The 23594-nt window shown below is 61.0% G+C and carries 18 protein-coding genes and 1 pseudogene; 5 read left to right on the top strand and 14 right to left on the bottom strand.

All coding sequences use genetic code 11. The features are described 5' to 3' along the window. Positions 1–138 precede the first annotated feature (138 nt). Positions 139–1447: pseudogene (locus H4W29_RS27020) on the top strand (ISL3 family transposase); the annotation flags it as partial. Between the two features lie 105 nt (positions 1448–1552). Here the strand turns inward: H4W29_RS27020 and H4W29_RS27015 are convergent. Next, positions 1553–4960, bottom strand: coding sequence for an IPT/TIG domain-containing protein (locus tag H4W29_RS27015; RefSeq protein WP_312872502.1), 3408 nt, complete (start codon positions 4958–4960; stop codon positions 1553–1555). A gap of 665 nt (positions 4961–5625) precedes the next feature. On the opposite strand from H4W29_RS27015, the gene H4W29_RS27010 reads away from it, so the two are divergent. From H4W29_RS27010 to H4W29_RS27000, 3 genes are read left to right on the top strand one after another with little or no spacing between them, the layout of a single operon-like run. Next, on the top strand, positions 5626–6381 hold the full coding sequence (locus tag H4W29_RS27010; RefSeq protein ID WP_192731888.1) for a response regulator transcription factor: 756 nt from the start codon (positions 5626–5628) through the stop codon (positions 6379–6381). 47 nt (positions 6382–6428) lie between these two features. After that, complete coding sequence (locus H4W29_RS27005; RefSeq protein ID WP_192731887.1) at positions 6429–8513, top strand: sensor histidine kinase; 2085 nt, start codon at positions 6429–6431, stop codon at positions 8511–8513. A 22-nt stretch (positions 8514–8535) separates the two neighbouring features. Beyond that, entirely contained in the window at positions 8536–8682 is a 147-nt protein-coding gene (locus tag H4W29_RS27000) for a hypothetical protein (protein WP_192731886.1), read from the top strand. 466 nt (positions 8683–9148) lie between these two features. Here the strand turns inward: H4W29_RS27000 and H4W29_RS26995 are convergent, their stop codons facing one another. Next, on the bottom strand, positions 9149–9958 hold the full coding sequence (locus tag H4W29_RS26995; RefSeq protein ID WP_192731885.1) for a GNAT family N-acetyltransferase: 810 nt from the start codon (positions 9956–9958) through the stop codon (positions 9149–9151). After that, on the bottom strand, positions 9955–10152 hold the full coding sequence (locus H4W29_RS26990; RefSeq protein ID WP_192731884.1) for a hypothetical protein: 198 nt from the start codon (positions 10150–10152) through the stop codon (positions 9955–9957). Before H4W29_RS26990 ends, H4W29_RS26995 begins: the two co-directional genes overlap by 4 nt. Positions 10153–10252: 100 nt before the next feature. On the opposite strand from H4W29_RS26990, the gene H4W29_RS26985 reads away from it, so the two are divergent. Next, positions 10253–12958, top strand: coding sequence for an ATP-binding protein (locus tag H4W29_RS26985; protein ID WP_085739547.1), 2706 nt, complete (start codon positions 10253–10255; stop codon positions 12956–12958). A gap of 28 nt (positions 12959–12986) precedes the next feature. Here H4W29_RS26985 and H4W29_RS26980 read toward each other — a convergent pair whose 3' ends face one another. From H4W29_RS26980 to H4W29_RS26930, 11 genes are all read right to left on the bottom strand, one after another. Beyond that, positions 12987–13694, bottom strand: coding sequence for an isochorismatase family protein (locus tag H4W29_RS26980; protein WP_192731883.1), 708 nt, complete (start codon positions 13692–13694; stop codon positions 12987–12989). Next, positions 13687–14595, bottom strand: coding sequence for an alpha/beta fold hydrolase (locus H4W29_RS26975; RefSeq protein ID WP_192731882.1), 909 nt, complete (start codon positions 14593–14595; stop codon positions 13687–13689). The genes H4W29_RS26980 and H4W29_RS26975 overlap by 8 nt, the downstream gene beginning before the upstream one ends. Further along, the gene (locus tag H4W29_RS26970) at positions 14592–15335 is read right to left on the bottom strand and encodes an alpha/beta fold hydrolase (RefSeq protein WP_192731881.1); all 744 of its coding nucleotides are present in this window, start codon (positions 15333–15335) and stop codon (positions 14592–14594) included. Before H4W29_RS26970 ends, H4W29_RS26975 begins: the two co-directional genes overlap by 4 nt. 65 nt (positions 15336–15400) lie before the next feature. Beyond that, positions 15401–16375, bottom strand: a complete 975-nt coding sequence (locus H4W29_RS26965; RefSeq protein WP_085739551.1) for an alpha/beta fold hydrolase — start codon at positions 16373–16375, stop codon at positions 15401–15403. Positions 16376–16754: 379 nt separating this feature from the next. Then, positions 16755–17819, bottom strand: a complete 1065-nt coding sequence (locus H4W29_RS26960) for an LLM class flavin-dependent oxidoreductase (RefSeq protein ID WP_192731880.1) — start codon at positions 17817–17819, stop codon at positions 16755–16757. Between the two features lie 48 nt (positions 17820–17867). Continuing rightward, positions 17868–18872: a C-terminal binding protein gene (locus tag H4W29_RS26955; RefSeq protein WP_192731879.1), complete on the bottom strand. Its 1005-nt coding sequence runs from the start codon at positions 18870–18872 to the stop codon at positions 17868–17870. Between the two features lie 15 nt (positions 18873–18887). Next, entirely contained in the window at positions 18888–19787 is a 900-nt protein-coding gene (locus tag H4W29_RS26950) for an ABC transporter permease (protein ID WP_192731878.1), read from the bottom strand. Next, positions 19780–20601, bottom strand: coding sequence for an ABC transporter ATP-binding protein (locus tag H4W29_RS26945; RefSeq protein WP_192731877.1), 822 nt, complete (start codon positions 20599–20601; stop codon positions 19780–19782). The genes H4W29_RS26950 and H4W29_RS26945 overlap by 8 nt, the downstream gene beginning before the upstream one ends. 72 nt (positions 20602–20673) lie before the next feature. Continuing rightward, the gene (locus tag H4W29_RS26940) at positions 20674–21660 is read right to left on the bottom strand and encodes an ABC transporter substrate-binding protein (protein WP_246517476.1); all 987 of its coding nucleotides are present in this window, start codon (positions 21658–21660) and stop codon (positions 20674–20676) included. Positions 21661–21997: 337 nt separating this feature from the next. After that, the gene (gene msuE, locus H4W29_RS26935) at positions 21998–22558 is read right to left on the bottom strand and encodes an FMN reductase (RefSeq protein WP_192731875.1); all 561 of its coding nucleotides are present in this window, start codon (positions 22556–22558) and stop codon (positions 21998–22000) included. A gap of 38 nt (positions 22559–22596) precedes the next feature. After that, positions 22597–23592, bottom strand: coding sequence for a ketopantoate reductase family protein (locus H4W29_RS26930; protein ID WP_192731874.1), 996 nt, complete (start codon positions 23590–23592; stop codon positions 22597–22599). Positions 23593–23594 lie beyond the last annotated feature (2 nt).

Genomic DNA, 23594 nt, shown 5'->3' with positions numbered 1-23594 from the left:
AGATCCCTTCAAGGCGGAGGATGGCGACATTTCTTCGTCGTCAACGATCCTCATTTAGGTTCCTGTCAACGGCGTGCGTGCCGGTTTGTTGGTTTGAGGCTTAACGACGGCGGACATCTCCACAGTGGTGTCGGATCTGGACTGGTACAAGCAAGCGCTGGAAATGTATGGATCCCCTGTCGTCCGGGAGAGAACTTGATGCATCGGCTCGGCATGCCGGTCAGCGACGACACGATCTCGCGGCAATTGAAGCGCGGTAATCCGGTGTCCATGCAAAAAGACAATGTTCGGGTTGTGGGCATTGATGATTGGAGCTGGCGGCATTCCTCACGGTACGGCACGATCATGGTCGATCCCGAGCGCCAATCGGTCGTCGATGTTTTGGACGACCGCAGCGTCGAGAGCGCAAAAGCATGGTTGCAAGAACGTCCGACCATCGAGGTCGTTAGCCGAGATCGCTGTGGTTTGTATGCCCAGGCAGCCGGGGAGGGCGCACCGCAGGCCCGCCAGGTGGCTGACCGTTTTCATCTGGTCCAAAATCTGAGGGAGGTAATCAAGGAACAGATGAGCGTTTATGGTCGCGCGCATGTGAGACCCATTCTCTCCGAAGATGCTATCGCCAGCGCTACGGCACAACACCGCCGAGCCCGCTTGGCGCACAGACAATCCCGTCAGGAAATATTCGACACGCTTCAAGCTTTGCGCCAGCAGGGCCTCACTTACAGCGAGATTGGAAGGCGGCCGGATACGAGCGCCGCAGCATCTCGAATTGGCTTACTTCCGATGCACCTCGAGACAGAAACCGGCAGCGCTGAATCCGACATCGCCACTCTATTTTGAAGCTTTTCTGGCCGAATGCTGGAAGAATGGAAACTGCATTGGGCGCCATCTGTTTTACGATATCAAGAACCGCGGCTACACGGGCAGCCGCTGCAATCTGGAGCGCCTGTTGAAGGTGTGGCGTGAAGCCGAAAACATTCAACCCGACGAACCGCCTCCGGATGTGAATGTTTCAGAACCCGCCCGCGATCCCGAAACCGGCCATATGATCTCGTCTGTGGTGGCTGCAGCTTTGTGCATAAAACCGCGCGGCCTGCTGCCAGATCGTCAGGCCAGAAAGGTCAATGCATTGAAGCAGGGCTCTCGAGCGTTCGCCATCGTGCGTGGCTTGGCCATGCGCTTCAACGGCATCTTGCGCAGCAGGTGCTCGCTGGCACTGGATGAATGGATCGACGAGGCCATAGACACCGAGCTAACGGCAATCATGCGTTTCGCCAGCATTTTGCGCCGGGATATTGATGCCGTCAAAAATGCAATCGAACTCCCGTGGAGCAACGGTCAAACCGAAGGGCGGATTAACCTCAAGATGCTGAAGCGAGCAATATACGGTCGCGCCGACCCAGAGCTGATGAGGGCGAGAATGATGCCGCTGAATCACAGAGATTGAGGATGAACCAAATTAAATGGAAAGTGACAGCACATCCCATAAGCGGAACAGCCTCACCCCATCAACACGGCCGGCATCACTTCAACGCCGGCCGTGACCACTCGCCTACATCCGCCCGCTGACGCCCACCTTGCCGCCGACGGATTTGTCGCCGTCGCCTTCGATGTTGAACAGCAGCCCGCCATCGATCGACCAGCCGTCCGCCATCTGCAGCGACAGCCCGGCCGTGACGGAGCCGAACATGCCGCTGCCGTCCACTGCCGAGTAGCCGACTGTGCCGCCGAACTTGCGCGTCAGCGTCATGTCGTTTTCCAGCGTCGATACGCGGGCGATCTCCGCGCCGATGCTGACGCGCAGCTGCTCCTCGGTGAAGCCGTCGAGGCCGATCACGTCGCCGCCGTCATTTTCGACGATGTAGTCATCGACCTTTTCCGACAGGTAGATCGCCCTGAGCTTCGGCTGGATCGTGGTCACCGCATCGAGGTTCCACCGGCCGGAGACCGAGGTGTCGAACAGCCAGCGCGACGTATCGAAATTGCCGTCCCAGAAGGCCGTGTCGATATCGTTGGCCGAACCGCCGTAGAGCAGGCTCGTATCCCAGAACACGCCCTTGCCGATTTCCAGCGAGGCATAGGGGCCGGCAAGCCAGCCATTGCCGGTCAGTTCGGCATCCTCTTCCGTCGGGTCGGTCATCCGGTCGTAGTGAACGGAAAGGCCGACCAGCGCCTTGTCGGTGAGAAGGTAATCGGCGCCGGCGGAGATCATGGCGAAGGCGCCCCACTTGCCGTCGTTCTCGTCGCGGCTATGGGCCAGGAACGTGCCGTCGATCCAGATATTGAACGGCGACAGTTCCGCATTGCCGCCACCAAGGCCATCCGCATTGTCGCGCGCGGCCTCGATCTGCGCCAGGCTGGTGGAGAAGCTGACGGTCATCCCCTGGTCCGACGGCATCATGCGCGCCGTGACCGGATCGGTGGCATTCGCCATCTGCCGCCGTTCCATCAGGCCCGGCACATGGACGCTGTTGGCAATCAGGTTCTGACGGCTCTGCACGAAGCCATGCACGAGATGATCGATATCCTCGGCCACCTTGGCCGCATCGGCGGCCAGCATATAGGTGACAGTGCCGGTATTGGAGACGCCGAGCGCGCTCGTCAGCCGGTAGCCCACCCGCACTTCGCCCTGATAGGAGCTGTTCGGCGTGAACTTCAGGTACCAGCCGATCGCCGTCGGGCCGTTGGACTGGGCGAACTCGCCGTTGACGATGGCTACCGTTCCGGCATTGGCCGGCTCGACATAGGTCATCTCGGCATTCACGAAGGGACCGCCCGTCGCACCCTTCACGAGGTTGACGTTGAGCGGCGACGATCCAGCGGAAACGCTGACCACCTTGTCGGCAGCGGTGACGGTTCGTGTCTTGATGGTAAGCGTATAGGTCGCGCTTCCCGTCTGGTCATTACTGTCGGTAGCGCTGATCGTGAACGTATAGTCCCGGATATCGGCACCTTCATCCACGGTCCCCTTCAACTCACCTGTGGAAGCGTCGAGCGACAGGCCATCAGGCAGGTCACCGCTTTCCAGGCGATATGTCAGTTCGCCCGAGCCGCCAGTCGCGGTAATGCTGGCATCGTATTCCTCGCCCGCCATGCCCGCGGTCAGACGCGAGCCGCTTGCCGGGCTGAAAGTAAAGGATGTCGATGAGGCCGTGTCGATGATCAGCGTATATTTGGCTTCAACGGAAAGCGAGGGGTCGGCGGCGTCCATGACCCTGTAGCTGAGATAGTAAGTCCCAGTCAGCGTTGGCGTTCCCGAAATCGTCCCGTTTTCTTCGATCATCAAGCCCTGCGGCACCGCGCCCGTGACAAAGTAGTGATAGGAGCCGCTGCCGCCCGAGGCGATGAAGGCCTGCCTGAAAAACACCCCCTTCGTGGCATGGATAGTCGTGCCATCCGATGGCGCAAGCGTCAGGCTCTGCTCCGGCGCTTCCGAAACCGAGAAGTGATATGTGTTGGTAACCCTGTTCTCGCCGTTGTTGTCCACGAGCACGATCCTGACGTAGCTGTCGCCGGCTGCAGTCGGACTGCCGGAAAACATGCCGTCGGACGACAGATGAATTCCGGGTGGCAGATCGTCGCCGTTGGGATCGAGCCCGAATGCATAAATCCCCACCCCGCCGCTCGGAACCAGCATCTGTTGGAAATACTGCCCCACCTGAAGCGGAAATGACGTGCCATCGGCAGGTAGAAGGCTGAGCTGCTGCGCGTCCGGCTCCTGGCGGGTGATGATAACGGTGTAGGTTTTCGTCGTCGTTTCGTCGGGAGCCGTGACCTTCACGATAACCGTGTTTTCCCCGGGCTCAAGATTGATTGCGTTGGAACTGGACCCTGCCAGGACCGGCTGACCGTTGACCTCGACACGGGCGTCGGGGTCGGTCGCGGTCGGGATGGCGGTGGTCATGAACTGGCTGTTGGGTACCGTCGCCCGATAGACCTCGGTGCCGGAGCTGAAAGTCGGGCTGAGTGACACGTTGGGGAAAGCCAGGCTGGAAAGCGTCGCGTCGCTTGACGCTGGCGCCTTATAGGTGAACTTGCTGGCATCGTTTGCAGCGCTGGTGCCGTTAAGCCCCCTGAGGGTGATATAGACGGTGCCCGCGTCATGGGACGGTGCGTATGCGTGAATCTCCCCGTCACCATTAACTTCGAATAGGGCCGCATTTGAACCGAACAGCACTTGTGCCACGTTGGAAAAACCGCTGCCAAGGATCTTGACCGTGAAATTGCCGGAGGTCGGCCCCTCTGAGGTGGAGAGGCCCGTGATGACGGGGGCGGCCACATAGGTGAATGCCGCGTTGTTGCTTTCCGGACTGGTGCCGCCCGCCGTCGTCACGGTGACCGCGACCGTCCCCTCGCCATTGGCTGCCGGTGAGGTCGCGGTGATCTGGCTATCACTGACGACTGTGTATTCGGCAGTGGCATTACCGAACTTGACCGCGCCGTTATCTGGTACCGCACCGAATCCCGCCCCTGATATCGTGACCGAAGCGCCGCCGCCGATCCTTCCGCTGCTGGGCGAAATGGCCGTGACGGTCGGCACCGGGGGAATTGGGGGAGCGGTCAGATGAAGGGTGAAGGTACCGACCGTGGTAGGTGCGTTCTCTCCCTCGCCCTCGCCGTCGCCGTTATAATAATGGAGGTAGAACGTATCGATACCTTCCGCAACCTGATCAGTGAGGCTGAATTGGTAGCGCCCGTTTATCTGCGTGAACGTGTACCAATTTCCGCTTGCGGCACGTAACGGTCTCGCGCCATTGGCGGCGAACGGCGTCTGCTCAGAAACAAACAAGCCGAAGTTCTCAAAAAGTCCTAGACGCAGGTTGTCGCAATCGCCGCCCTGGTAAGTATCGATATTATATGCCTGCAGGGCTTTAGGCACCGTAAAATCGAAGGAACAGGAGTAGCCTTCGTCGGCATACACCGGCGCCGGCACCGCAGCCAGCACCAACCCGAAGAACACGATGGCCAAGCTGTAATATGCTGCGCCCGCCGACGCCCGGCTTTTCGAGCCCGGAATCGACTGCCACAAGGCCGCCAGGAAGCGCAGAATCCCCGCGCCGACTGAAAAGCGTGGAAAATGGTCTGAATACGAAAACAGAAAGTTGGATAATTTTCGAGATAGCGTCACGTCTATGTCCCTGGGCCGCGTTCGAGGTCCGCCCCGCCCCTCACCCGAAATGGCGGAGGGCGGCGCTCGATAGACAGAAATGAAAAGACCCGGCGTCCGGGAAGGCTGACAAAGGCGCTTGGATGCTACGCCTGGGAACGCAGCGGCACGACGGGGAATGCCGGCCGGTCGATTTCTGCGGGGTGTGGCTGTGGAGCCGCCATTTGCGGGAAGGAAATGTCACTCGGGATGCCTTATTTTGCTCCTGTTGGCGTGCTGCTGCGGCGAATCACCGGCTGCAGGACCGGTCTGCTACCTGAAAAGGAAGATGATCCCAGTTTGGCAGCGCCGCGCCGATCGCTTTACCTCGGGTGTCCAACCGCCTTCAGCCGTGTTGAAGATGAACAGAGCCGTGGACAACGGCCATGCTATCGGCTGCATCGGCTTGCCGGGTGACGTAAAAATAGGTATGATGAAATCATATCCGCATAGGTTGCATTTTTGACGGCATTTACTTCATGGATAACAATCGCGCCCTGCGGCGAGATTCCAGAACATCAGACTTAGCGTCACCGCCTGTCTCCGTGATCCTCATCGAGGATGACAATGCTCTGCGTGAAGGGCTGGCGGACTATCTGCGGCTGAGCGGGATCACGGTCACGGAAGCCCCATCCGGTCTTGCTTTCTACAAGGCACTGCGCGGCAAGAATTTCGACATAGCGATCGTCGATATCAATCTGCCGGATGCATCCGGTTACGACCTGATCCGCGACATCGCGGAAGAACGCCGCATGGGCATCATCGCGCTCAGCGCAAAGACCGGCCGCGACGATCGCAAGCGCGGCTATTCCGAGGGTGCCGATCTCTATCTCAGCAAGCCGGTGGATGGCGAAGAGCTGCTGACGACGGTGCGAAACCTGGCGCGGCGCGTCGGCTCCGGAGCCACACCGGCGGCCGCGCAGGGCGATCGGGTCCAGCCGTGGCGCCTCAATCGCTATCGCAGCCGGCTTGTCGCGCCCAACGGATCGATGCTGGACCTGTCGGGCCGGGAAGTCATGCTTCTCGAGCAATTCGCGAAGGCCAAAGGAGAAGCGATAGCGCGGCCCGTTCTGGCGGACATCATGGGCTACGGAACCCCGAGCGCCGAAAACAGGGGTCTCGATGCGGCATTGCGCCGGCTGCGCCAAAAGGCCGTGGTCGCCGGTGTCGAGCTGCCCCTCCAGGGCGTGCACGCGGTCGGCGTGCGTTTCATCGATCCGCTCGTCGTGGATTAGAGGCAAACGGTGCGCCGGCGACGGCTTCACCCGACGGATCGACAGACATGCCGGGAACAATGTTTACGCCGTTGCGCGCGCAGATCGACAGGCATTACCAGAGGATTGGCCTCGCAATCCTCGCGATGGCCTTCGTTCTCCTCCTGACATCGATCGGCCTGCAATCGGCCCGCGCCGAGACCAGCCGGCGCGAGGGATTGCCGCAGGCCGGCTTCACCAGCGATGTGACGATGCTCGTCGATCCCACGAGAAATCTTCGGCTGGACGACGTTCTTTCGCAGAGCAATCAGGCCAAATTTGCGCACCTCGCCGATAACGGTCTCAATCTCGGCTACACGACCAGGGCCGGCTGGCTGAAATTCGTCATCCGCAGCGACATCTCGCAATCGGTCCTGCTGTCGCTGACCCCCAATTTCGTGGATCTGATCGATGTCTATATTGCCACGGACCGGCCCGGACTTCGCAGTGACGACTTCAAGCATCTGGAAATGGGCGATCATCGGCCGCTGCCGACAGATTTCTTCTCGAGTCTCGCCAATGTCGTGCCCTTGGCGCTGAAGGCCGGGGAGACGACGCTGGTCTATATCCGCGCGGCAGGCGTCAACAATGCATTGACGCTCACGGCCGAGCTCTATCCGCAGACGGACCACACCTTTCGCACGACGGTCTCGGGCCTGGCTTTCGGCAGCTGGTTCGGGGGCATGACGGTGCTGCTGATGATCCAGACCGTCATTCTCTATTTCGACCGCAGGACCAGCTACCTGCTTCTCGCGCTGCAGACCCTCGTGGCCATGATCAACTATCTCGGAACGCTCGGCCTGTCGCGCGTCTTCCTGTTTGCGGATGGCGGCACCGGCAACGATATCTTTTCCGCCGGAACGACCTGGCTGGGCCTGACGGCGGGCGCAGCGGCGACTGCAAGCGTGCTCGAGATGGCCTCCGATGCACCATGGATGAATCGCCTTTTTCGCCTCATCGCGGCGATCGGAGTGGTCGGCATCATCTGCGCCTGGGCGGGCGTCAATATCACCTTTGCGCCGATCGGAAACGCTGCCAGCGTCCTTGCCGCGACGCTGGCCGCCATCCAGGGGCTGCGATCCGCCAATAACGGCGGGGCCGGAACCAGGCTGCGCGCCGGCGCCTATGTGATCCTCTGGCTGGGCGTGTTTGCAACCTTCACGCAGCGGACCGGCGTGATTTCGTTGCCCAACTGGGTGGCGCAAACCTATGCCGTCAGCTGCCTGATCCAGACCGTGCTCCTGACCGGCGCCATCGGATTCCGGCTGCGCGCCGCCGAGACGCTCAACCGTTCCATGCAGAACGAGCTGCTCGTGGCGGCCAAGGCGGCCGAGCATCAGGCAAACGTCCTGGTCATGGAACGGACGGCGGAACTCCGGCAGGCGAAACAAACCGCCGAGGAGGCGTTACGCGCTGAACTCGCCTCCCAGGAACAGCAAGTCCGGTTCATGGAAGTCCTCGGCCATCAATACCGCACGCCGCTCGCAGCAATCCGATCTTATGTGGATGCCATTGCCGTGAGCCTTGGCAAGAAGGACAAGGCCAATCTTCACCGGCTGGAGCGCGTCCGGATGGGTGTCGCCCGATTGGTAGAAGTGCTTGAAGTGAATGTCGCGAGAAGCCGTCTGCAAGGACCTTCCGTTCAGCCGACACCGGAAAAAGTTTCGATCTCGGAGCTCGTCCTGGCGACCGCTGCGCGCGGACGGGATCTTCTTCAGCGGGATATCCGTGTCGAATTCGAAGCCGGCATCGAGAAGGTCGAAATTTTCGCCGACGCCGATATGATGGGCCTTGCCATCCTTAATCTGCTGGAAAATGCTTCCAAATTCTCTTTCGGCAACGATGCCGAGATCGAGCTGAAGTGCGTTCGCGCCGGCCCTGACATCGTCCTCTCGGTTTCCGATCGGGGAATCGGTATCCCCCCTGCAGATCTCGATACCATACTCACGCGTTTCACCCGGGGCTCAAATGTTGCGGGCGTGCCCGGAACGGGCATGGGACTTTCCCTGGTATCGCGCATAGCCGGCGCACACAGAGGATCCGTGGCTATCGACAGCGTGCTAAACGTGGGTACCACCGTCCGGATCACGATCCCGATGGACCAGCCTGCGTAACGCGTTCGATATTCCCCAAGGCGTGTCGCCGATCACGCTCTCGAAACCAACGCCGGGAATGCCGGCACCGCTGATCGCGCTGAATGCCGCGGCGGGCGTCATGACGCTCGAGCTGCAGCAGAGGCTTCTCCTGCTTGCACTGGAAACGCTTCATGACGAAGAGCGATAGAACGGGTTTTGGAAATCTCGGTCGCCGCCGACCGCACCGTCGCCGTTGATCGGTACGATCTGCCCGTGTCATGACTGACCCCCGCCCCCTCAGTAGCTTACTTCCCGGTCCACTAAAGACACACTGGTTCGATTCCCATCAAGGCGAAGACGGCAGTAAAGCATTTTCTTGAGGACCCGTGGCTCGCGGGCAATGACCGCTCTTGCGCCTTCAAGTCGGTCATAGGGGATGTCGTCGCGCCTGCCGAAGCAGACGTAGCTAGCAGCGTAGTCCGAAGCAAGTAAAGTAGGAGGCCGTACCCGCCGGATTTATCGGCAATAGGCATTAGATGTAGTAGGCCGCACCACCGTTCGGGCGCAGGAGTGTGGAGCGTTGCAGTCGATCCACGTGGCTAGAAAGAGGGTTATAGCCAGCAACGTCGGCTGATAAGCCAAGCCGTCAACTCAGCCTCCATGTGATCGCTATGCTAGCCTAAGAGGAAGTTGGCGCGGTTGTAGCGATGGACGAAGCCCATTTTCGTCAGGTTGGCGTTCGAGATATTGGCCTTTTCAGGCGAGAGGGCTTCGGTTTCGACCACGAAGGTCGATACGCCGCGGGCCAGGCCTTCCTGCAGGCGGGCATATATCAGGGCCTTCTGTGCGCCGCGGTTGCGAAAGCTCGGAACCGTCGTTCCACCGCCGAGCCAGGCGAAGGATCCCGAAGCGAACATCGCGCCGGTTCCGACGGGCGTATCCCCGTCAAGCGCGTAATGGCAGGACCAGCCGTCTCTGCCGACGATCGAGGACCACAGAGCGGCAAGGTCCTCCGGAAAGCCGAAGCCGGCGCACATCATTGCGCCGAATAGCCTGGCTTCCTCCGGCAGGACCTGTCGCGTTTTCACCGCGCCGGGCGCCAAATCGGCGACCGCGTCTGCGTTCCGCGCCAGCTTTGCCCATCCCGGACCATGCGGTATGAGACCCTTCGACTGGACCCAATGTTTCACCGCGTCCGATGCGGCGTCGATATTGAGTTGCAGGAACCGGTTTCCCCGCCTTCCTTCCATCCACTTGTAGGCTTCATCGAGATCTTCGGTTTTGCCGAGACCCAGGATGCGGTTGAGGCCGGTCGCGGGCGCCCGCGGAAGTGAGATGACGCATCCACCTTGGAGGGAAACGCAATCGAATCGTTCCTCGTCGGGCAATTGCCCGCGGGCCGCCTGATATAAGTCGATGAAGGCCTTGGCTTCGATGGCGTCTTCCTGGCGCGGGCCGACATCGGCAGAGGGAGAAGGATTCAAGACAATGCTCCTGGGGCAGAACCTTGCCGGCCGGCAAGGGGGACGTCGTCTGACAGGCGATAAATGCGGCGGACATTTTCTGCAATGCACTGCGGGCGGAAATACCCGTGCAGTCGACCAGTGTTGTGAATATCTGCCAGCTTTTGATATTGCAACGGGCGCGGGAAACCTTGCATTGCATTGCCCGACGGCATGCCGCAACTCCCGCATGCCTTGCAAACGGGCTCGTGCGGTGTAACCTGTAGCCTCCATGGATCTGGGGGAAAAGTATTGAACGAGGGCGGGTACTAAGCCTTGTCGAAGCAGAGCGCCTATCTATTCGGCGATTTCCGGCTGTTGCCGGAGGCGCAGTCGCTCCTGCACAAGGGAAGGCCGGTCGCGCTCGGCGGGCGGGGCTTCGATATCCTCACCCTGCTGGTAGAGCGGGCCGGTGAAGTGGTCAGCAAGGCCGACCTGTTTGCCCACGTATGGCCCGGCTATATCGTCCACGACCATAATCTGAAGGTCAATGTCGGTAACCTGCGGCGCTCGCTTACCGACTGCGATCCGGCCGCGGACTATATCGCGACGATAGCCGGCCGCGGCTACAAGTTCGTGGGCGCGGTGGAGAGCGATCTTCCGGCACCGGTGCGGCCCGTTTCTTTCCCCGCAAGTCACTACGCAGCGCCGCACGAGGTGCCGAAGCTGCTTGGCCGCGACGAGGCGATCCAGCAGATCTGCGGCCAGCTCGATCAACCCGGCTATGTCACCATCGTCGGGCCGGGGGGCGCCGGGAAAACCTCGCTTGCGGTCACGGCGGCCCGGCATTACCGCGGCGGACACGACGCCATTGCGTTTGTCGATCTCTCGACGATCGGCGATCCGCGCTTCGTCGTCCCCGCGATCGCCTCCGCTCTTGGCATCTCGCTCGGGCTCGACGACCCGGTCGGGGGCGTGATCGCCGTGCTCCGGGAGAAGGCACCGCTGCTAATCATCGACAATTGCGAGCATGTCATCGCCATGGCGGCGACGGTCGTCGAGCGGATATCATCGGAGGTTCCCGCCGCCTTTATCCTCGCAACCAGCCGCGAGCCCTTGCGCACGCGGCACGAGCAGATCCATTTCCTCTCCGGGCTCGCTTATCCGGACCAGGCGACCGCGCTTTCATCGAGCGAGGCATTGCAGTTTCCGGCTGTCCAGCTCTTCATCTCCAGGTCTCATGGCTCCGGCACGGCTGAACCGACGGAGGACTATGTCCGCAGCGTCGTCTCGATCTGCGCAAGGCTGGAGGGCCTGGCGCTCGCCATCGAGCTCGCCGCCGGCACGGCCCGTGCGCTTGCGCCTTCGGCGCTCGACGATCTCTTCAGGGACGGCTTCGGTTCGATGAGCCGGGGAGCACGGGACGCGCCTTTGCGCCACCAGACGCTCGAAGCCGCGCTCGACTGGAGCTACCGGCTTCTTCCCGATCGCGAGGCCGTCCTGCTCGGACTGCTTTCGGTGTTTTCGGGCCGGTTCACTGCCGACGACGCGGAGGTCCTCTATTCCGCCGGCGCCCTCGACCCCGTAACGGGACGCGACGCGCTGTCCCAGCTCGTGGCGAAATCGCTCGTCTCGACGGACGATGACGGCGGAACCGTGCATTACAGGCTGGCCGAAAGCACCGGCGCCTATGCGGCGCAGCGTCTTTTCGGCTCGGGCCATCGGCAGCAGGCGAGGCGACAGGTCGCCATCCGGCTGCGGGACAAGCTGCAGATCGCCGAAAGGGAATGGTCTTCGCAGACGTCCCGCGAATGGCTGCGGAAATATCGCCGGACAATCGACGATGTCCGGGCTGCGATCGACTGGGCCTTCGATCCCGCCGGCGACGCGGAACTGGGCATCGAGCTGGTCGTGGCCGCACTGCCGCTATGGCAGGAGCTTTCGGCGTTCCGGGAAATGCTGGCGGCGATCGACCTTGTAGGCGAAAACAGCGCCGCACTCCTGAAGCTTCCGCCGCTGGGACGGGCGAAGCTGTTTACGGCGCGGGCCTGGGCGATGACGCTTGCCCGCCACATGCATCCGCAAACCGACAATGCCTGGCGCGAGAGCCTCTTTCATGCGAGCGGATCGCGCAATGCCGAACTCGAAATGCGCTCGGTCTGCGGACAGGCGGTCTTCTTCGCCTATTCCGGCCGGCCGCGCACGGCTTTGCGCCGTATGCGGGATTTCGCCGCGGAAAAGGGGCTCAACTGGTCGAGCGCGCCCGACGGCAAGCGGCTGCTCGCCCATATCGAGATCTATGCCGGCGAACTGGATTCGGCATCGAGCCATCTCGAGGCACTGATGGACGAATGGGGCGATCTGGAGGACGGGTACGGATTGTCCCGATTCCAGGTCGATCTGCCCACCGGAATTCGTCTGTCGCAGGCGCTTCTGTCGTGGTTGCAGGGAGAGCCTGATCGCGCCGCCCATCTGGCCGGCTATGCCATCGATCGGGCCGCGGATCTCGATCACATGATATCGCTCGGCAATGCGATCTCGCTTGCGGCGCTTCCGATCGCCTTCGTGGAGGGTGAGCTCGAAACCGCGTCCCGGCTTCAGCGGCAGCTGGATGACGTCGGACGACGCGAGAATGTCGGCATCTACGAGGGCACCGCCCTGTTCTTCGCCGGCGCCATTCAGGCCGCTCGAGGCGACGCAGCCGGCTTCACCGGGATGCAGGACAGCATTGCCGGATTGCTCCGGGGCGGCTGGCGCAATCGTGTGCCTTTCTACCGCAGTCTTCTGGCGGAAGCCTATATTGCCGCGGGCGAGATGCGCCTTGCGGAAGACAGCCTGCGTGCCGTGCTCACCGAAATCGGGATCCGCGAGGAGCGCTGGTGGCATCCGGATCTGAGGCGCGTCGCGGGAATGATCGAAGCCGGCAACGGCCGACCGGATAGGGCGACACGCTATTTCGAGAAGTCTCTGGACTGCGCCCGCGCCATGGGTGCGGGCGCCGCGGTCCGGCGGACGGAGCGTCTCATGGCGGCGCTCGGCTGATCTCCGGTTGCCGGACCAAGCGGATCTATCATGTCGCAAGCACCGGATGAGTCTGTCCCTGGCTTGCCTCCCTGGCCGCCTGCCGGGCACGGGCATAACTTTCGGCGACCGCCGCATAGTTTGGCGCGGCAAGCCCGTAGAGTTTTGCGAGTTCGGCGGCCTCGGGCCGCGCCCAGCTGCGATGGAGCTCGGACAGAAGGGCGTTGGCAGATGTGGGTTTGACGCCGCCCTGGACGAAGCGGGCGAGCGAAATGCGCGAGGCTATTTCGCTCGGATCCCCCGAGGCATCAAGTACGGCGTAGACGTCATAGCCGGCGGCGCGGGCGTCGAGCGCCGGAAACATGACGCAGACGCTGGTCCAGACGCCCGCCATGACGAGCGTCTTGCGGCCGGTCGCGCAGACCGTGGCGACGAAATCGTCATTGTCCCAGGCATTTACCTCGCCACTGCGCGGCACATAGACGGCGTGCGGCGCATATTCATGGATCTCCGGCATCAGCGGGCCGTTGGGGCCGGCAGGTTCCGAGGCGGTCGTGACGACCGGGATATTCAAAAGCGTGGCAAGCCTGGCGATCATCTCCACATTCCGGCGCAGATCGGAGACTGATATGTCCCTGACGGTCTGGAACAGGCCGGACTGGTGGTCCAGAAGCAGGATCAGGACGTCGGAGGGATCGATGAGGCTCATGCCGCCGCCCGTCGCAAGCACGCTCGACTTGGATTTGCTGTTATACATAGTCGTTCTCCGTCTCTGAGTTCCGGTTACCGGGCAAAAGGGTTCGCGCGAGGAAGTCGCGCATGACGGGGATCATCTCGTGCGCCTTGTCTTCGAGGGCGAAATGTCCGGTGTCGAAGAAATGAAGTTCGGCACCGGGCAGGTCGCGGAGGAAGGCGTGTGCGCCTTCGGCCAGGAAGATCGGATCGTTCTCGCCCCACAGGATCAGCGCCGGCGGCTGATGCGCGCGGAAATAGGCGTGAAAGGCGGGATAGAGCGCGACGTTGGTGCGGTAGTCGTAGATGATGTCCAGCTGGATTTCCTTCGCGCCCGGGCGGTCGAGGAAGAGCTGATCGTACAGCCATGCGGCGGGATCGACCCGGGCCTCGTCCCTCGTGCCGGCGAGATACTGGAAGCGCGTGCCCTCCAGCGACAGGAAGGGCCGCATCGCATCGCGGTTCGCCGGGCCGCTGTCGGCCCAGTAGGCGCGGGTCGGCGCCCAGAAATCGCCCATGCCATCGTCATAGGCATTGCCGTTCTGGACGATCAGGGCCGTCACGCGGTCGGGATGAGCGAGCGCCAGGCGAAAGCCGGTCGGCGCGCCGTAATCCATGACATAGAGAGCGTAGCGCTCGGCGCCCAGCTGCTCGAGAAAGCGGGCGACGACATCGGAGAAGGCGGCAAAGCCGTATTCGAAGGCGGTCGGGGAGGGCATTTCTGACAGGCCGAAGCCTGGAAGATCGGGTGCGATGACATGATAGCGGTCGGCGAGCGCGGGAATGAGATTGCGGTACATATGCGACGAGCTCGGAAAGCCATGGAGCAACACGATGACGGGCGCGCCCTCCTCTCCCGCCTCGCGATAGAATATGTCGATGCCGGCGACGCGCGTGGTCCGGTGGCAGGTGACGGGGACGGTCATTGCCCGTCTCCCCGGATCGGCGTCGCCGAGGCAGCGGCCGTCAGGAATGCCGCGACTTCCTGCGGGTGCGACATCATCGCGGCGTGGCTGCTGTCGATCTCGGTGATGGATGCTCCTGCGCGCCGGGCCATCCGGCGCTGCGCGCTCGGCGGCACCATCCTGTCGGCCGAGGCGACGAGATAGAAACTGGGTTTGCTCCTCCAGGCGGCATGGGTCAAGGTCGCGACGACGGCCGAAAGGCCCCAGGGAAGCTGTGCCGCCGCCATGAACCGGGTGATCGCCGGGGAGACATCGGCTGCGAAGGCTTGCGGAAAACGGGCGGGGTCCACGATGAGGTAACCGTCCTGCGGGGGCAGCAATGGTGCCTTCGTCTCGCCGGGCTCTTCCGCAGCCTCGTTTAGTGCCGCGACAGATTCGCCGACATCCGGTACGAAAGCCGCGATATAGGCCAGTGCCTGAACCTTCGGATTGGCCCCGGCTTGCGTGATGACGGCCCCACCATAGCTGTGGCCGACAAGGAGAACCGGGTGACGAGCGGTGGCGATCAGATGCTCGACGGCGGCAACGTCCTCGCCGAGAGAGATGGTCGGGTGCTGGGCGACGAGGACTTCGAAACCGAAGCCGGCAAGCTCGCCATGGACCTGTTGCCAGCCGGAGCCGTCGACGAAGGCGCCGTGCACGAGGACGATCGAGAGGGATGGCGCGCCGGCTGCCCGGGCGCCCGAAACGAAATGGGGCATGTCTCTTCCTTTCAAGGTGTTGTCGAGGGGGAAAGGCCGCAGGGCCGCCGGCCCTGCGGGACGCGTCACTTGCAGACCTTGCGGTCGAGGAAGTCCCGGATCAGCGGCGCCATCACGTCGAGTTTGTCTTCCAGGGCGAAATGTCCGCTGTCGAGAATATGCATTTCGGCGTCGGGGAGATCGCGGAGATAGGGATGCGCGCCGGATTCCGGGAAGATCTTGTCGTTCTTGCCCCAGACGATCAGCGTGGGCGGCTTGCGCTCGCGGAAGAAGGCCTGGAAATCCGGGTAGAGCGGAACATTGCTGCCGTAGTCGCCCAGGAGATCGAGCTGAATGTCCTTGTTGCCCGGCCGATCGAGCAGGGCCTGATCGACGACCCAGGTGTCGGGGCTAATCCGCGCGACATCGCCCATTCCGTCGGTGTATTGGAACTTCGTGGTTTCGAGCGTCACCAGGCCGGCGAGTGCTTCCCGGCGTTGCGGTGTCTTTTCGGCCCAGTACGCCTTGATCGGATCCCAGAAGGCGGCCAGGCCCTCGGTATAAGCATTGCCGTTCTGCACGATCAGGGATTCGACCCGCTCGGGATGCTTGAGCGCCAGCCTGTATCCAATCGGCGCGCCGTAATCCATGACATACATGCTGTACCGGTCGGCGCCGACCTTGTCGGTCAGTTTCTCGACGATGTCAGTCAGATGCGCGAATGTGTACTGGAACCTGGCATGGTCGGGCGCGTCGCTCTGACCATAGCCGGGATAGTCGGGCGCTATCACGCGGTAGCGGTCCGCAAGCAGCGGTATGAGGTTGCGGAACATGTGCGACGAGGTCGGAAAGCCGTGCAGGAGCAGGATGACCGGGGCGTCCTTGGGGCCAGCCTCGCGGTAGAAGACGTTCACGCCGTCGATCGACGTGCTCTTGTAGTCAATGACGGGAATTGCCCTGACGGAGGCGGTGATCGCGGTTTCCGGCAGGCAACGGGCTTCGGCGGCAAACGGAGCGGCGGCAACTAGCAGTGCAATGGCACTAACGAGATGTTTTTTCATGACCTTTTCCTCTTTAAACGGGTGCAGGAAATTCTGCGCCTCTGGAGAAAAGGACTACCACCGGCAGGCTTCGGCCCTGGGATAAATAAGGGTAAAAAGTTGTAAGATCCGGGCTGGCTGAACGCACAATGAGCTGCTTGGATTGCCGATGAACAAACTTGCCAGCCAATGATCCAGAGATCTATTCCGATCCTTTTGATCGTTTCCCCCTGTGGTCGCTGATAACTAACCTTCCGTAAAACTAACGGTCTTTGCTGGAGAGTTGATAGAAGGGTGAGGGAAAAGATCACCGTGTCGACGGTTCGCTTCCCTTCAAGCGCAACATCGCTAGACACCGCCTCATATCAGTCGGAGAGCGTCAAAAGGCAGTCCGCCCCAGCTATCGCACGAGCGGCAACAACTGGTCGCCCTGGCGCTTTATCTCCTGCAGATACGGGGTATCGGAGAGGATAAAGTGGGTAATGCCAAGATCCTGATATTTATGAAGGGATCCCGCCACATCCTGTGCTGAACCGACGAGCCATGTTGTCCCGGCGCCACCGCCACCGAATCTGCCAGGGGCAGTGTAAAGATTGTCGTCCAGCACGTCGCCCCGCTGGTTCAAATCGAGCAATCGCTGCTGACCGACCGCACCCGCCTTATGATCACTCCAGCTACCGCTTTTTCCGTCAGCCATAGCTGCGACCCTGGCTTCCGCGTCAGCCCAGGCACTCTCTGTTGTCTCTCGTACGAGGGTTGTGATCCGAAGCCCGAATTCCAAGGGAGGAAGATCGCGGTCGAGTTCGCGGCTTAACGTCTTTAGACGATCGATCCGTTCCCGTACCCCGTCAAGCGGCTCGCCCCAAAAGAGCTGGACGTCTGCTTCGGTGGCGGACACCCGTTCAGCTGCCTCCGAAGCGCCGCCGAAGTAGACCTTGGGATGGCGGCGGTCGCCACGCACATCGAGCCGTGGTGCGACGGTGGAACCGGTCACATGAAAATGCTGACCGCGGAATGTGACATTCTCTTCGGTCCACAGCCGGCGGACCAGCCGCAGGAACTCTTTCGTGCGCGCGTAGCGCTGCGCCTGATCGCCTTCGTCGTCGCCATAGGCGGCAAGGTCATCTTGTCCCGAGACGACATTGACCCGAACACGACCTCCCGTCAGTTGATCGAGCGTCGCTGCAGCGGAAGCGAAGTTCGCCGGGCGCCAGTATCCTGGGCGGACAGCAATCAAGGGCTCGAACGTGGTGGTGCGCGCGGCAAGTGCTGCTGCGATCGTAAAGGTGTCGGGGCGACCCCAGCCCGTCCCGATGAGCGCCCCTTTCCAGCCATGATCCTCGAGTGCCCTGGCCTGGGCAGTTAATGTTTCAAGGCTGTTGTGATTTTCGGCGGCGGCATCGCCTCTGTGCCCGGCCTTCACATCATTTGGAATGTACCACAGAAATTCGGAGCTATTGGTCATGGCGGAGCCTGGATTGTTCGGATTGGATCGTGGAAAGTTGCATGGTGATCATGCCGTAACACGGTTTCGCAACCGGCCTTCATCGAGCAGGATCCTGACGGTCCGCGCTGCATTGGTGCGCATTTCGACAGCCGCGTGGTCAGAGTAAAAGGCGTTGTGAGGCGTGATGACAAGCCGTCCAGAAAGCCAGTCCTCACGGTTTCGCCATGCAAAGAGCAGGGGATGCTGGCCGGGTGGTTCCTGTGCCAGTGTGTCGATCGCCGCAGCTGCAAGATGGCCGCTGCGCAATGCTGCTTCGAGCGCGTCGAGATCCCCGAGCAGCTCCCCGCGAGCGGTGTTGACAAGGATTGCCCCTGGTTTCAGCCGGGCGAGGCCGTCAGCGTTGAGCATGCCCCGCGTATCAGCGGTTGCCGGACAATGAAGGGTGACGATATCCGACTTGGCGAGAATATCCGCTAGGGCCTCCACGCGCTCATAACCGACAGCCTTCTCATGGCCTGGCGGCTGACCGGGATCGTACCCCAGAATGCGGAAGCCGAAGGGCTTCAAACGGTTGACGACCGCCGTACCGATCCGTCCGACGCCGATGACGCCAACGGTTGCTCGGTTCGACCGGGCAAGCGGTTTGAGGCTATGGACCTGCCAACCGGATGTATAGCCGCGAGCACGGGCATCATGTTCCCAGAGGCGGCGATGGAGCGAGAGGATCATTGCGATCGCGTGATCGGCAACCTCTTCGGTGCCGTAATCGGGATTGTTGGCAAAGGGAATGCCGGCATTTGCCAAGGCCGCAAGATCGATCTTCTCGTAGCCCACGCCATAACGCACTACGCCGCGGCAGCGATGAAGGTGGGAGATGCTGGGTGAGCCAAGCCGTGCGCCCCAGACCATCAACGCGTCGAGTTTTGCCAGACGATCTGGGTCAAACAGCGTCTCGTCCGTGGTCGCGAAAAAATCGATCTCGACATCCTGGCCGAGCACCTCGGCCTCCAGATCTGGACTGCCGATCATATGATCGGTGATACCGACTACGTATTTCTTCTGTGTCATCATTGTTTGCCAACCACGCTATCGCGTCATGCCCCACTTCAGGATCGTTCGCCGCTCCAACTGCCGGAACAAGACATTCTCGACGAGGAGGCCGAGCAGGATGACCGTCATCAGGCCCGCGAACACCCGGTCGGTGTAGAGCTCGTTGCGGTTCTGGAAGATATACCAGCCAAGCCCGCCGCGGCCTGAGGATGCGCCGAAGACAAGTTCCGCAGCAATCAATGTCCGCCACGCGAAGGCCCAGCCGATCTTGAGGCCGGCGATGATCGACGGGAGGGCAGCCGGTACAAGAATGAGGAAGACGTATCGCAACCCGCGCAGACCATAATTGCGGCCCGTCATGCGCAGGGTCTCCGGTACGCTGGTAAAGCCCGTATACATGTTCAGGGCAAGCGGCCAGAGCACCGAATGGATCAGCACGAAGATAAGACTTCCCTGGCCGAGCCCGAACCACAGGAGTCCGAGCGGCAAAAGTGCGATAGGCGGGAGAGGATTGAGCATGGAAGTCAACGTCGACAGGAAATCGCGGCCGAGTTGGCTGGATACGGCAAGCGATGTCAGGACGAATGCCAGAACGACACCCGCGACATAGCCTTTGACCAGAATATCGATGGAGTTTGCCGCCCGGCCAGGTAAAACCCCGTTGCCGATATCTTCGAAGAAGGCGTGAAGTGTGTCTGTGAACGACGGCAGGAGAAGGTCGTTTCCCTGAAGTCTCGCGACAATCTCCCATAAAATGGCAAGAAAGATCAGGATAAGGCCTTTTCGCAGCCATGCCTGTTGCCAGAGCCGCCATGGCAGCGACACGGGCCGTTCGATAGAGCTACCGGCTACTGGCTCGGGTGTCCGCTCATATTCAGGCCTGATCGGAGGCGTCAGCCGTATCGTGCCAAGGTCGGCGGTAACAGTGTCAGTCATGATCGCTCTCCGCTGCACCAGGCACCTCCTCGAACAGAAGGCGATGGATACGGCTTGCCGCAGCCTGAAACTCAGTGCTTCCGCCGCTCTTTAGGTCCCATTCGTGGCTGTTGATCTCGGCGCGCATACGGCCCGGATGCGGAGACAACAGCGCAATCCGATTGCCGACGATTAGCGCCTCTTCGATGGAATGGGTGACGAATAGCAGAGTGAAACGCGCGTCTTCCCACAGCGCCAGCAGTTCTTCCTGCATCTTGCGCCGGGTCAGAGCATCTAGCGCGGCGAAGGGCTCGTCCATCAACAGGACACGTGGCTCCATCGCAAGGGCTCTTGCGATCGCGACGCGTTGCTTCATGCCGCCCGACAATGCGTTCGGATATGCCTCAGCAAAGCGACTTAAACCGACCTTTTCCAAATAGTGGTCGGCCCGTTCGAGAGCCTCGTTGCGGCCAAGGCGTCCGGAGACCCGAACAGGAAACGCCACGTTCTCGCGAACGGTTTTCCAAGGCGGTAGTTGGTCGAATTCCTGAAAGACAACCACGCGGTCCGGTCCTGGCCCGTTGACAGGACGACCGTCCAATAGGATTTCTCCTTCAGATGGCGCAACGAAGCCGGCGACCGCCTTCAACAGGGTGGATTTGCCGCAGCCGGAGGCGCCCAGAAGGATGAAGCGATCCGCTTCCCAAACATCGAAGCTGACATTCTGCGTTGCCCGCACAGTCCGTCCCGGCGCAACATATTCCAATGTCACGCCCGCGACTGAAAGAAGGGGTGGCGTCTTGCTGCTTGCGGATGCGGTTGATTTGCCGTCCATTCTCTCTCGCAAAAACTATGCGCGGCCTCAAAAGGCCGCGCCTTATGCAGAATCGGGTTTGCTCGATGAATTTCAGCTGCCGGCGTCGCCCTGTGCTTCCGGGAAGAAATAATCCTTCCAGGAGCCGGCCTGGTTCTTCAAGACGCCGATCTTGTACAGTTCCGAAGCGTATACGAAGGTGTTTTTGGGCACGATCGAAAAGTCGTTCTCTGGGTCGTTGATGATCTCGAGCACAAGTTTGGGAGAGAGCTTTGATTTTTGCTGACGGGTGAAAGTATCAGCGGCCTCAGCCTTATGTGTGCTTATCCAATCAGCGGCATCGCGAAGGGCTGCATAGAATGCAGCATAGGTTTTTGGATTCTTGTCATGGAAAGCGGTCGTGGCATAAAGGACGTTGAAGGTCGCCGGTCCTCCCAGGATATCGTAGGAGCTAATGACTTTGTGTACGGCCTTGTTGCCCTGCAGCGCCTGATAATAAAAAGGTGCTGAGGAGAAGTGAGAGTTCACTTCCGTTCCGCCTGAAATCAGTGCCGCGGTCGCATCCGGATGCGGCAGGCTGACAGTGATATCGTCGAGCTTCTGAAAATTGTCCTTGCCGAAGATCCTTGCGGCTTCGATCTGCAGCGTGCGCGACTGAAAGCCGACGCCGGCCGCGGGTACCGCGATCCGGTCGCTCGGCCCAAAATCCTTCAAGGAATGGATATTCGGATTGGTGGTCAGCAGGTAATTGGGCTGCGAGCCAAGAGCTGCGACCATCTTGACGTCCTGGCGACCCTTGGTCCGGTCCCAGGTAGTCAGGGCCGGCGGCACGCCCGCCGCGGCGATATCGAGATTGTCGGAAAGAAGCGCTTCATTCATCGCCGTCGCGCCGGACACTGTTGCCCATTCGACGTCAATGTCGAGGCCGGCTTCCTTGCCATGTTTTTCGATAAGCTTCTGATCGCGAATGACATCGAGCGCCAGGTATGAAATGCCGAACTGTTGCGCAATTCGGATCTTGCCCTCAGCAGCAGCTTGGCCCGGCATCATTGCTGCCATAAGCCCGATCGCCCCTGCCATCAGCAAGCAATTCCGCCGCATGGAATTACGGTATGTTTTAGACAATTGACGCGATGGCATGCAAGCTCCTAAGTGAAAGCAAATTCGAGTGCTCTTGGAAGTCCTGCGTGGTAGGCCTCATTGCTCGGCCCCACGCTGTGAAGACGTACAGGCATAAGGTTATAAATCACCACAAAATCGATCAACATAATGGTGTTTCGTTTTCAGGCGGTGGATGAGATCAGAATCCTTTAAAAGCCGCTATATTCGAAAATTAAGTGGCGCCCACGCCTGGGATCGTACCCAGGGGCGCAATCTTGAGAGGTTTCTTTCAAAGCTGTCGAGCTGCAGAAGGGGCCTACTCAGCCGCCGCGCGATTGGCTGTTATCGTTGGAAAGAAAGCGCCCACTTCGCTGACCGCTTCGTCGATGCGCTTGCCGAGTTGCTCTGACGAGACGGCGTAGTCTACGAAATCTCGGTCGGATGCGTAAACCGCAGTGGGCAGCGTATGTGCCATGAAGAATCCGAACAAGGGGCGGAGCTGGTGTTCGACCATCAGCGCGTGGCGATCACCGCCGCCAGTAGCGGTGATAAGGATCGGCTTCGACTTCAGTTCATGCGGTTCGATGAGATCGATCAGATGTTTGAAGAGACCCGGGTAGGAACCTTTATAGGTCGGTGCTCCGACAACCAGAATGTCGGCCTCGACGATTTCTTGGAAGACATGCTGGGCTCTGTCGTCAAGCTGCTTGCGCCAGAGAGCATTGCCGAGCGAGGGTCCGACCTCGACCATGTCGTAGGTTACGCTATCAAAGCCATAGCGATCGCTTATTCGCTCCGCGACATGCTGCACCAGCGATGTGGTTTTCGAGGGCCGGCTGAAGCTTCCCGATATTGCGACGATCCTTGGGGTTCCCATGTTCTTCCTTTCGGTCGGTTTGAAAGACAGCAGACAGGTTAAAGTGCAGCACTTCCGGCAACGATCGGGTAGATCTCGGCTATATCTCTCGTGCCCGGCTGGCAGCCTTCCAGCGCAAGCCTTGCGGCAGCCTGTTGGAAAGCTGTGTTGATAGGAGCCGCTACCCCATGGATGCGGCCCAGCCTGACGATTTCGCCGTTCAAGTAATCAACTTCGCTTGTGGTGCCGCGGGTGAAACTTTGCCAGGTCGATTGCTGGCCTGGCTTTATGCCGCTCTCTGGGGCGACGCGCCAGGACGAGATGTCGATCCTCCATTCCGAAGGTGCGGCCGGATCATAGCCGGCGGCCACGAGAACAGCGCGTGCCTCTTTCGCGAGGCTTGCTGCCGCTTTTGAACGAAGCTCAGGAGGACCGGCGAACAGTTCGACCGCATTGGTGACGTTGTGCTCCAGCTTGGCAGCCTTCCATCGCCGGATGTCCGGACGCGCTTCGGCCAGATAGCCGGCCTTCTTAAGATCCGCAACGATCGACAGGGCCGTATCGTCGAGTCCTTCGGGGTAGCGCCCAAGGGCAACGATGCCGACATTCGGCTGGCCCCCGACGACGACCTCGCCGGTGACCGTGTAGCGCGCCGGTATGCGAATGCTGGCCGCATAGACGCGATCGAAGCGCCGCAGAGCGATATCTTCCGCAGCCAGACCGTTTTGCAGCGTCACGAGGGGCAGTTCTGATGCAAAGCCTGACCCCTCGACCTCCCGCCACGCCCAGAACTCGGTCGTGGCCTCGACATCCTGCGCCTTGACCGCAAGGATGAGGATGTCGCCTCGCCGGAGCGCCGGCGGTGCGGCCGTATCGGCGGTGTTGAGCCGCACGATCCTGTTTTCCGCTGCGCGGCGATAGGTAAGGCCGTGCGTCGCGATATGGGAGATCTGAGCACCGCGTCCGACCAGGATATAGGGGATGGCGTGCGTTTCGAACTCGGCCGCAAGGCTCGCGCCGACTGCACCGGCGCCGATGATGATGTAGCGTGTCATGA

Origin of the sequence: Rhizobium viscosum, assembly GCF_014873945.1 — a bacterium.
GTDB classification, from domain to species: Bacteria; Pseudomonadota; Alphaproteobacteria; order Rhizobiales; family Rhizobiaceae; genus Rhizobium; species Rhizobium viscosum.
This window is presented reverse-complemented; position numbering and strand designations above follow the sequence as displayed.

Bases quoted from the DNA above. Each gene is read 5' to 3' on its own strand.
- H4W29_RS27010 (WP_192731888.1), top strand. From the start codon at position 5,626: ATGGATAACAATCGCGCCCTGCGGCGAGATTCCAGAACATCAGACTTA.
- H4W29_RS27005 (WP_192731887.1), top strand. From the start codon at position 6,429: ATGCCGGGAACAATGTTTACGCCGTTGCGCGCGCAGATCGACAGGCAT.
- H4W29_RS26990 (WP_192731884.1), bottom strand. From the start codon at position 10,152: ATGCCGTCGGGCAATGCAATGCAAGGTTTCCCGCGCCCGTTGCAATAT.
- H4W29_RS26980 (WP_192731883.1), bottom strand. From the start codon at position 13,694: ATGTATAACAGCAAATCCAAGTCGAGCGTGCTTGCGACGGGCGGCGGC.
- H4W29_RS26975 (WP_192731882.1), bottom strand. From the start codon at position 14,595: ATGACCGTCCCCGTCACCTGCCACCGGACCACGCGCGTCGCCGGCATC.
- H4W29_RS26970 (WP_192731881.1), bottom strand. From the start codon at position 15,335: ATGCCCCATTTCGTTTCGGGCGCCCGGGCAGCCGGCGCGCCATCCCTC.
- H4W29_RS26965 (WP_085739551.1), bottom strand. From the start codon at position 16,375: ATGAAAAAACATCTCGTTAGTGCCATTGCACTGCTAGTTGCCGCCGCT.
- H4W29_RS26960 (WP_192731880.1), bottom strand. From the start codon at position 17,819: ATGACCAATAGCTCCGAATTTCTGTGGTACATTCCAAATGATGTGAAG.
- H4W29_RS26955 (WP_192731879.1), bottom strand. From the start codon at position 18,872: ATGATGACACAGAAGAAATACGTAGTCGGTATCACCGATCATATGATC.
- H4W29_RS26950 (WP_192731878.1), bottom strand. From the start codon at position 19,787: ATGACTGACACTGTTACCGCCGACCTTGGCACGATACGGCTGACGCCT.
- H4W29_RS26945 (WP_192731877.1), bottom strand. From the start codon at position 20,601: ATGGACGGCAAATCAACCGCATCCGCAAGCAGCAAGACGCCACCCCTT.
- H4W29_RS26940 (WP_246517476.1), bottom strand. From the start codon at position 21,660: ATGGCAGGGGCGATCGGGCTTATGGCAGCAATGATGCCGGGCCAAGCT.
- msuE (WP_192731875.1), bottom strand. From the start codon at position 22,558: ATGGGAACCCCAAGGATCGTCGCAATATCGGGAAGCTTCAGCCGGCCC.
- H4W29_RS26930 (WP_192731874.1), bottom strand. From the start codon at position 23,592: ATGACACGCTACATCATCATCGGCGCCGGTGCAGTCGGCGCGAGCCTT.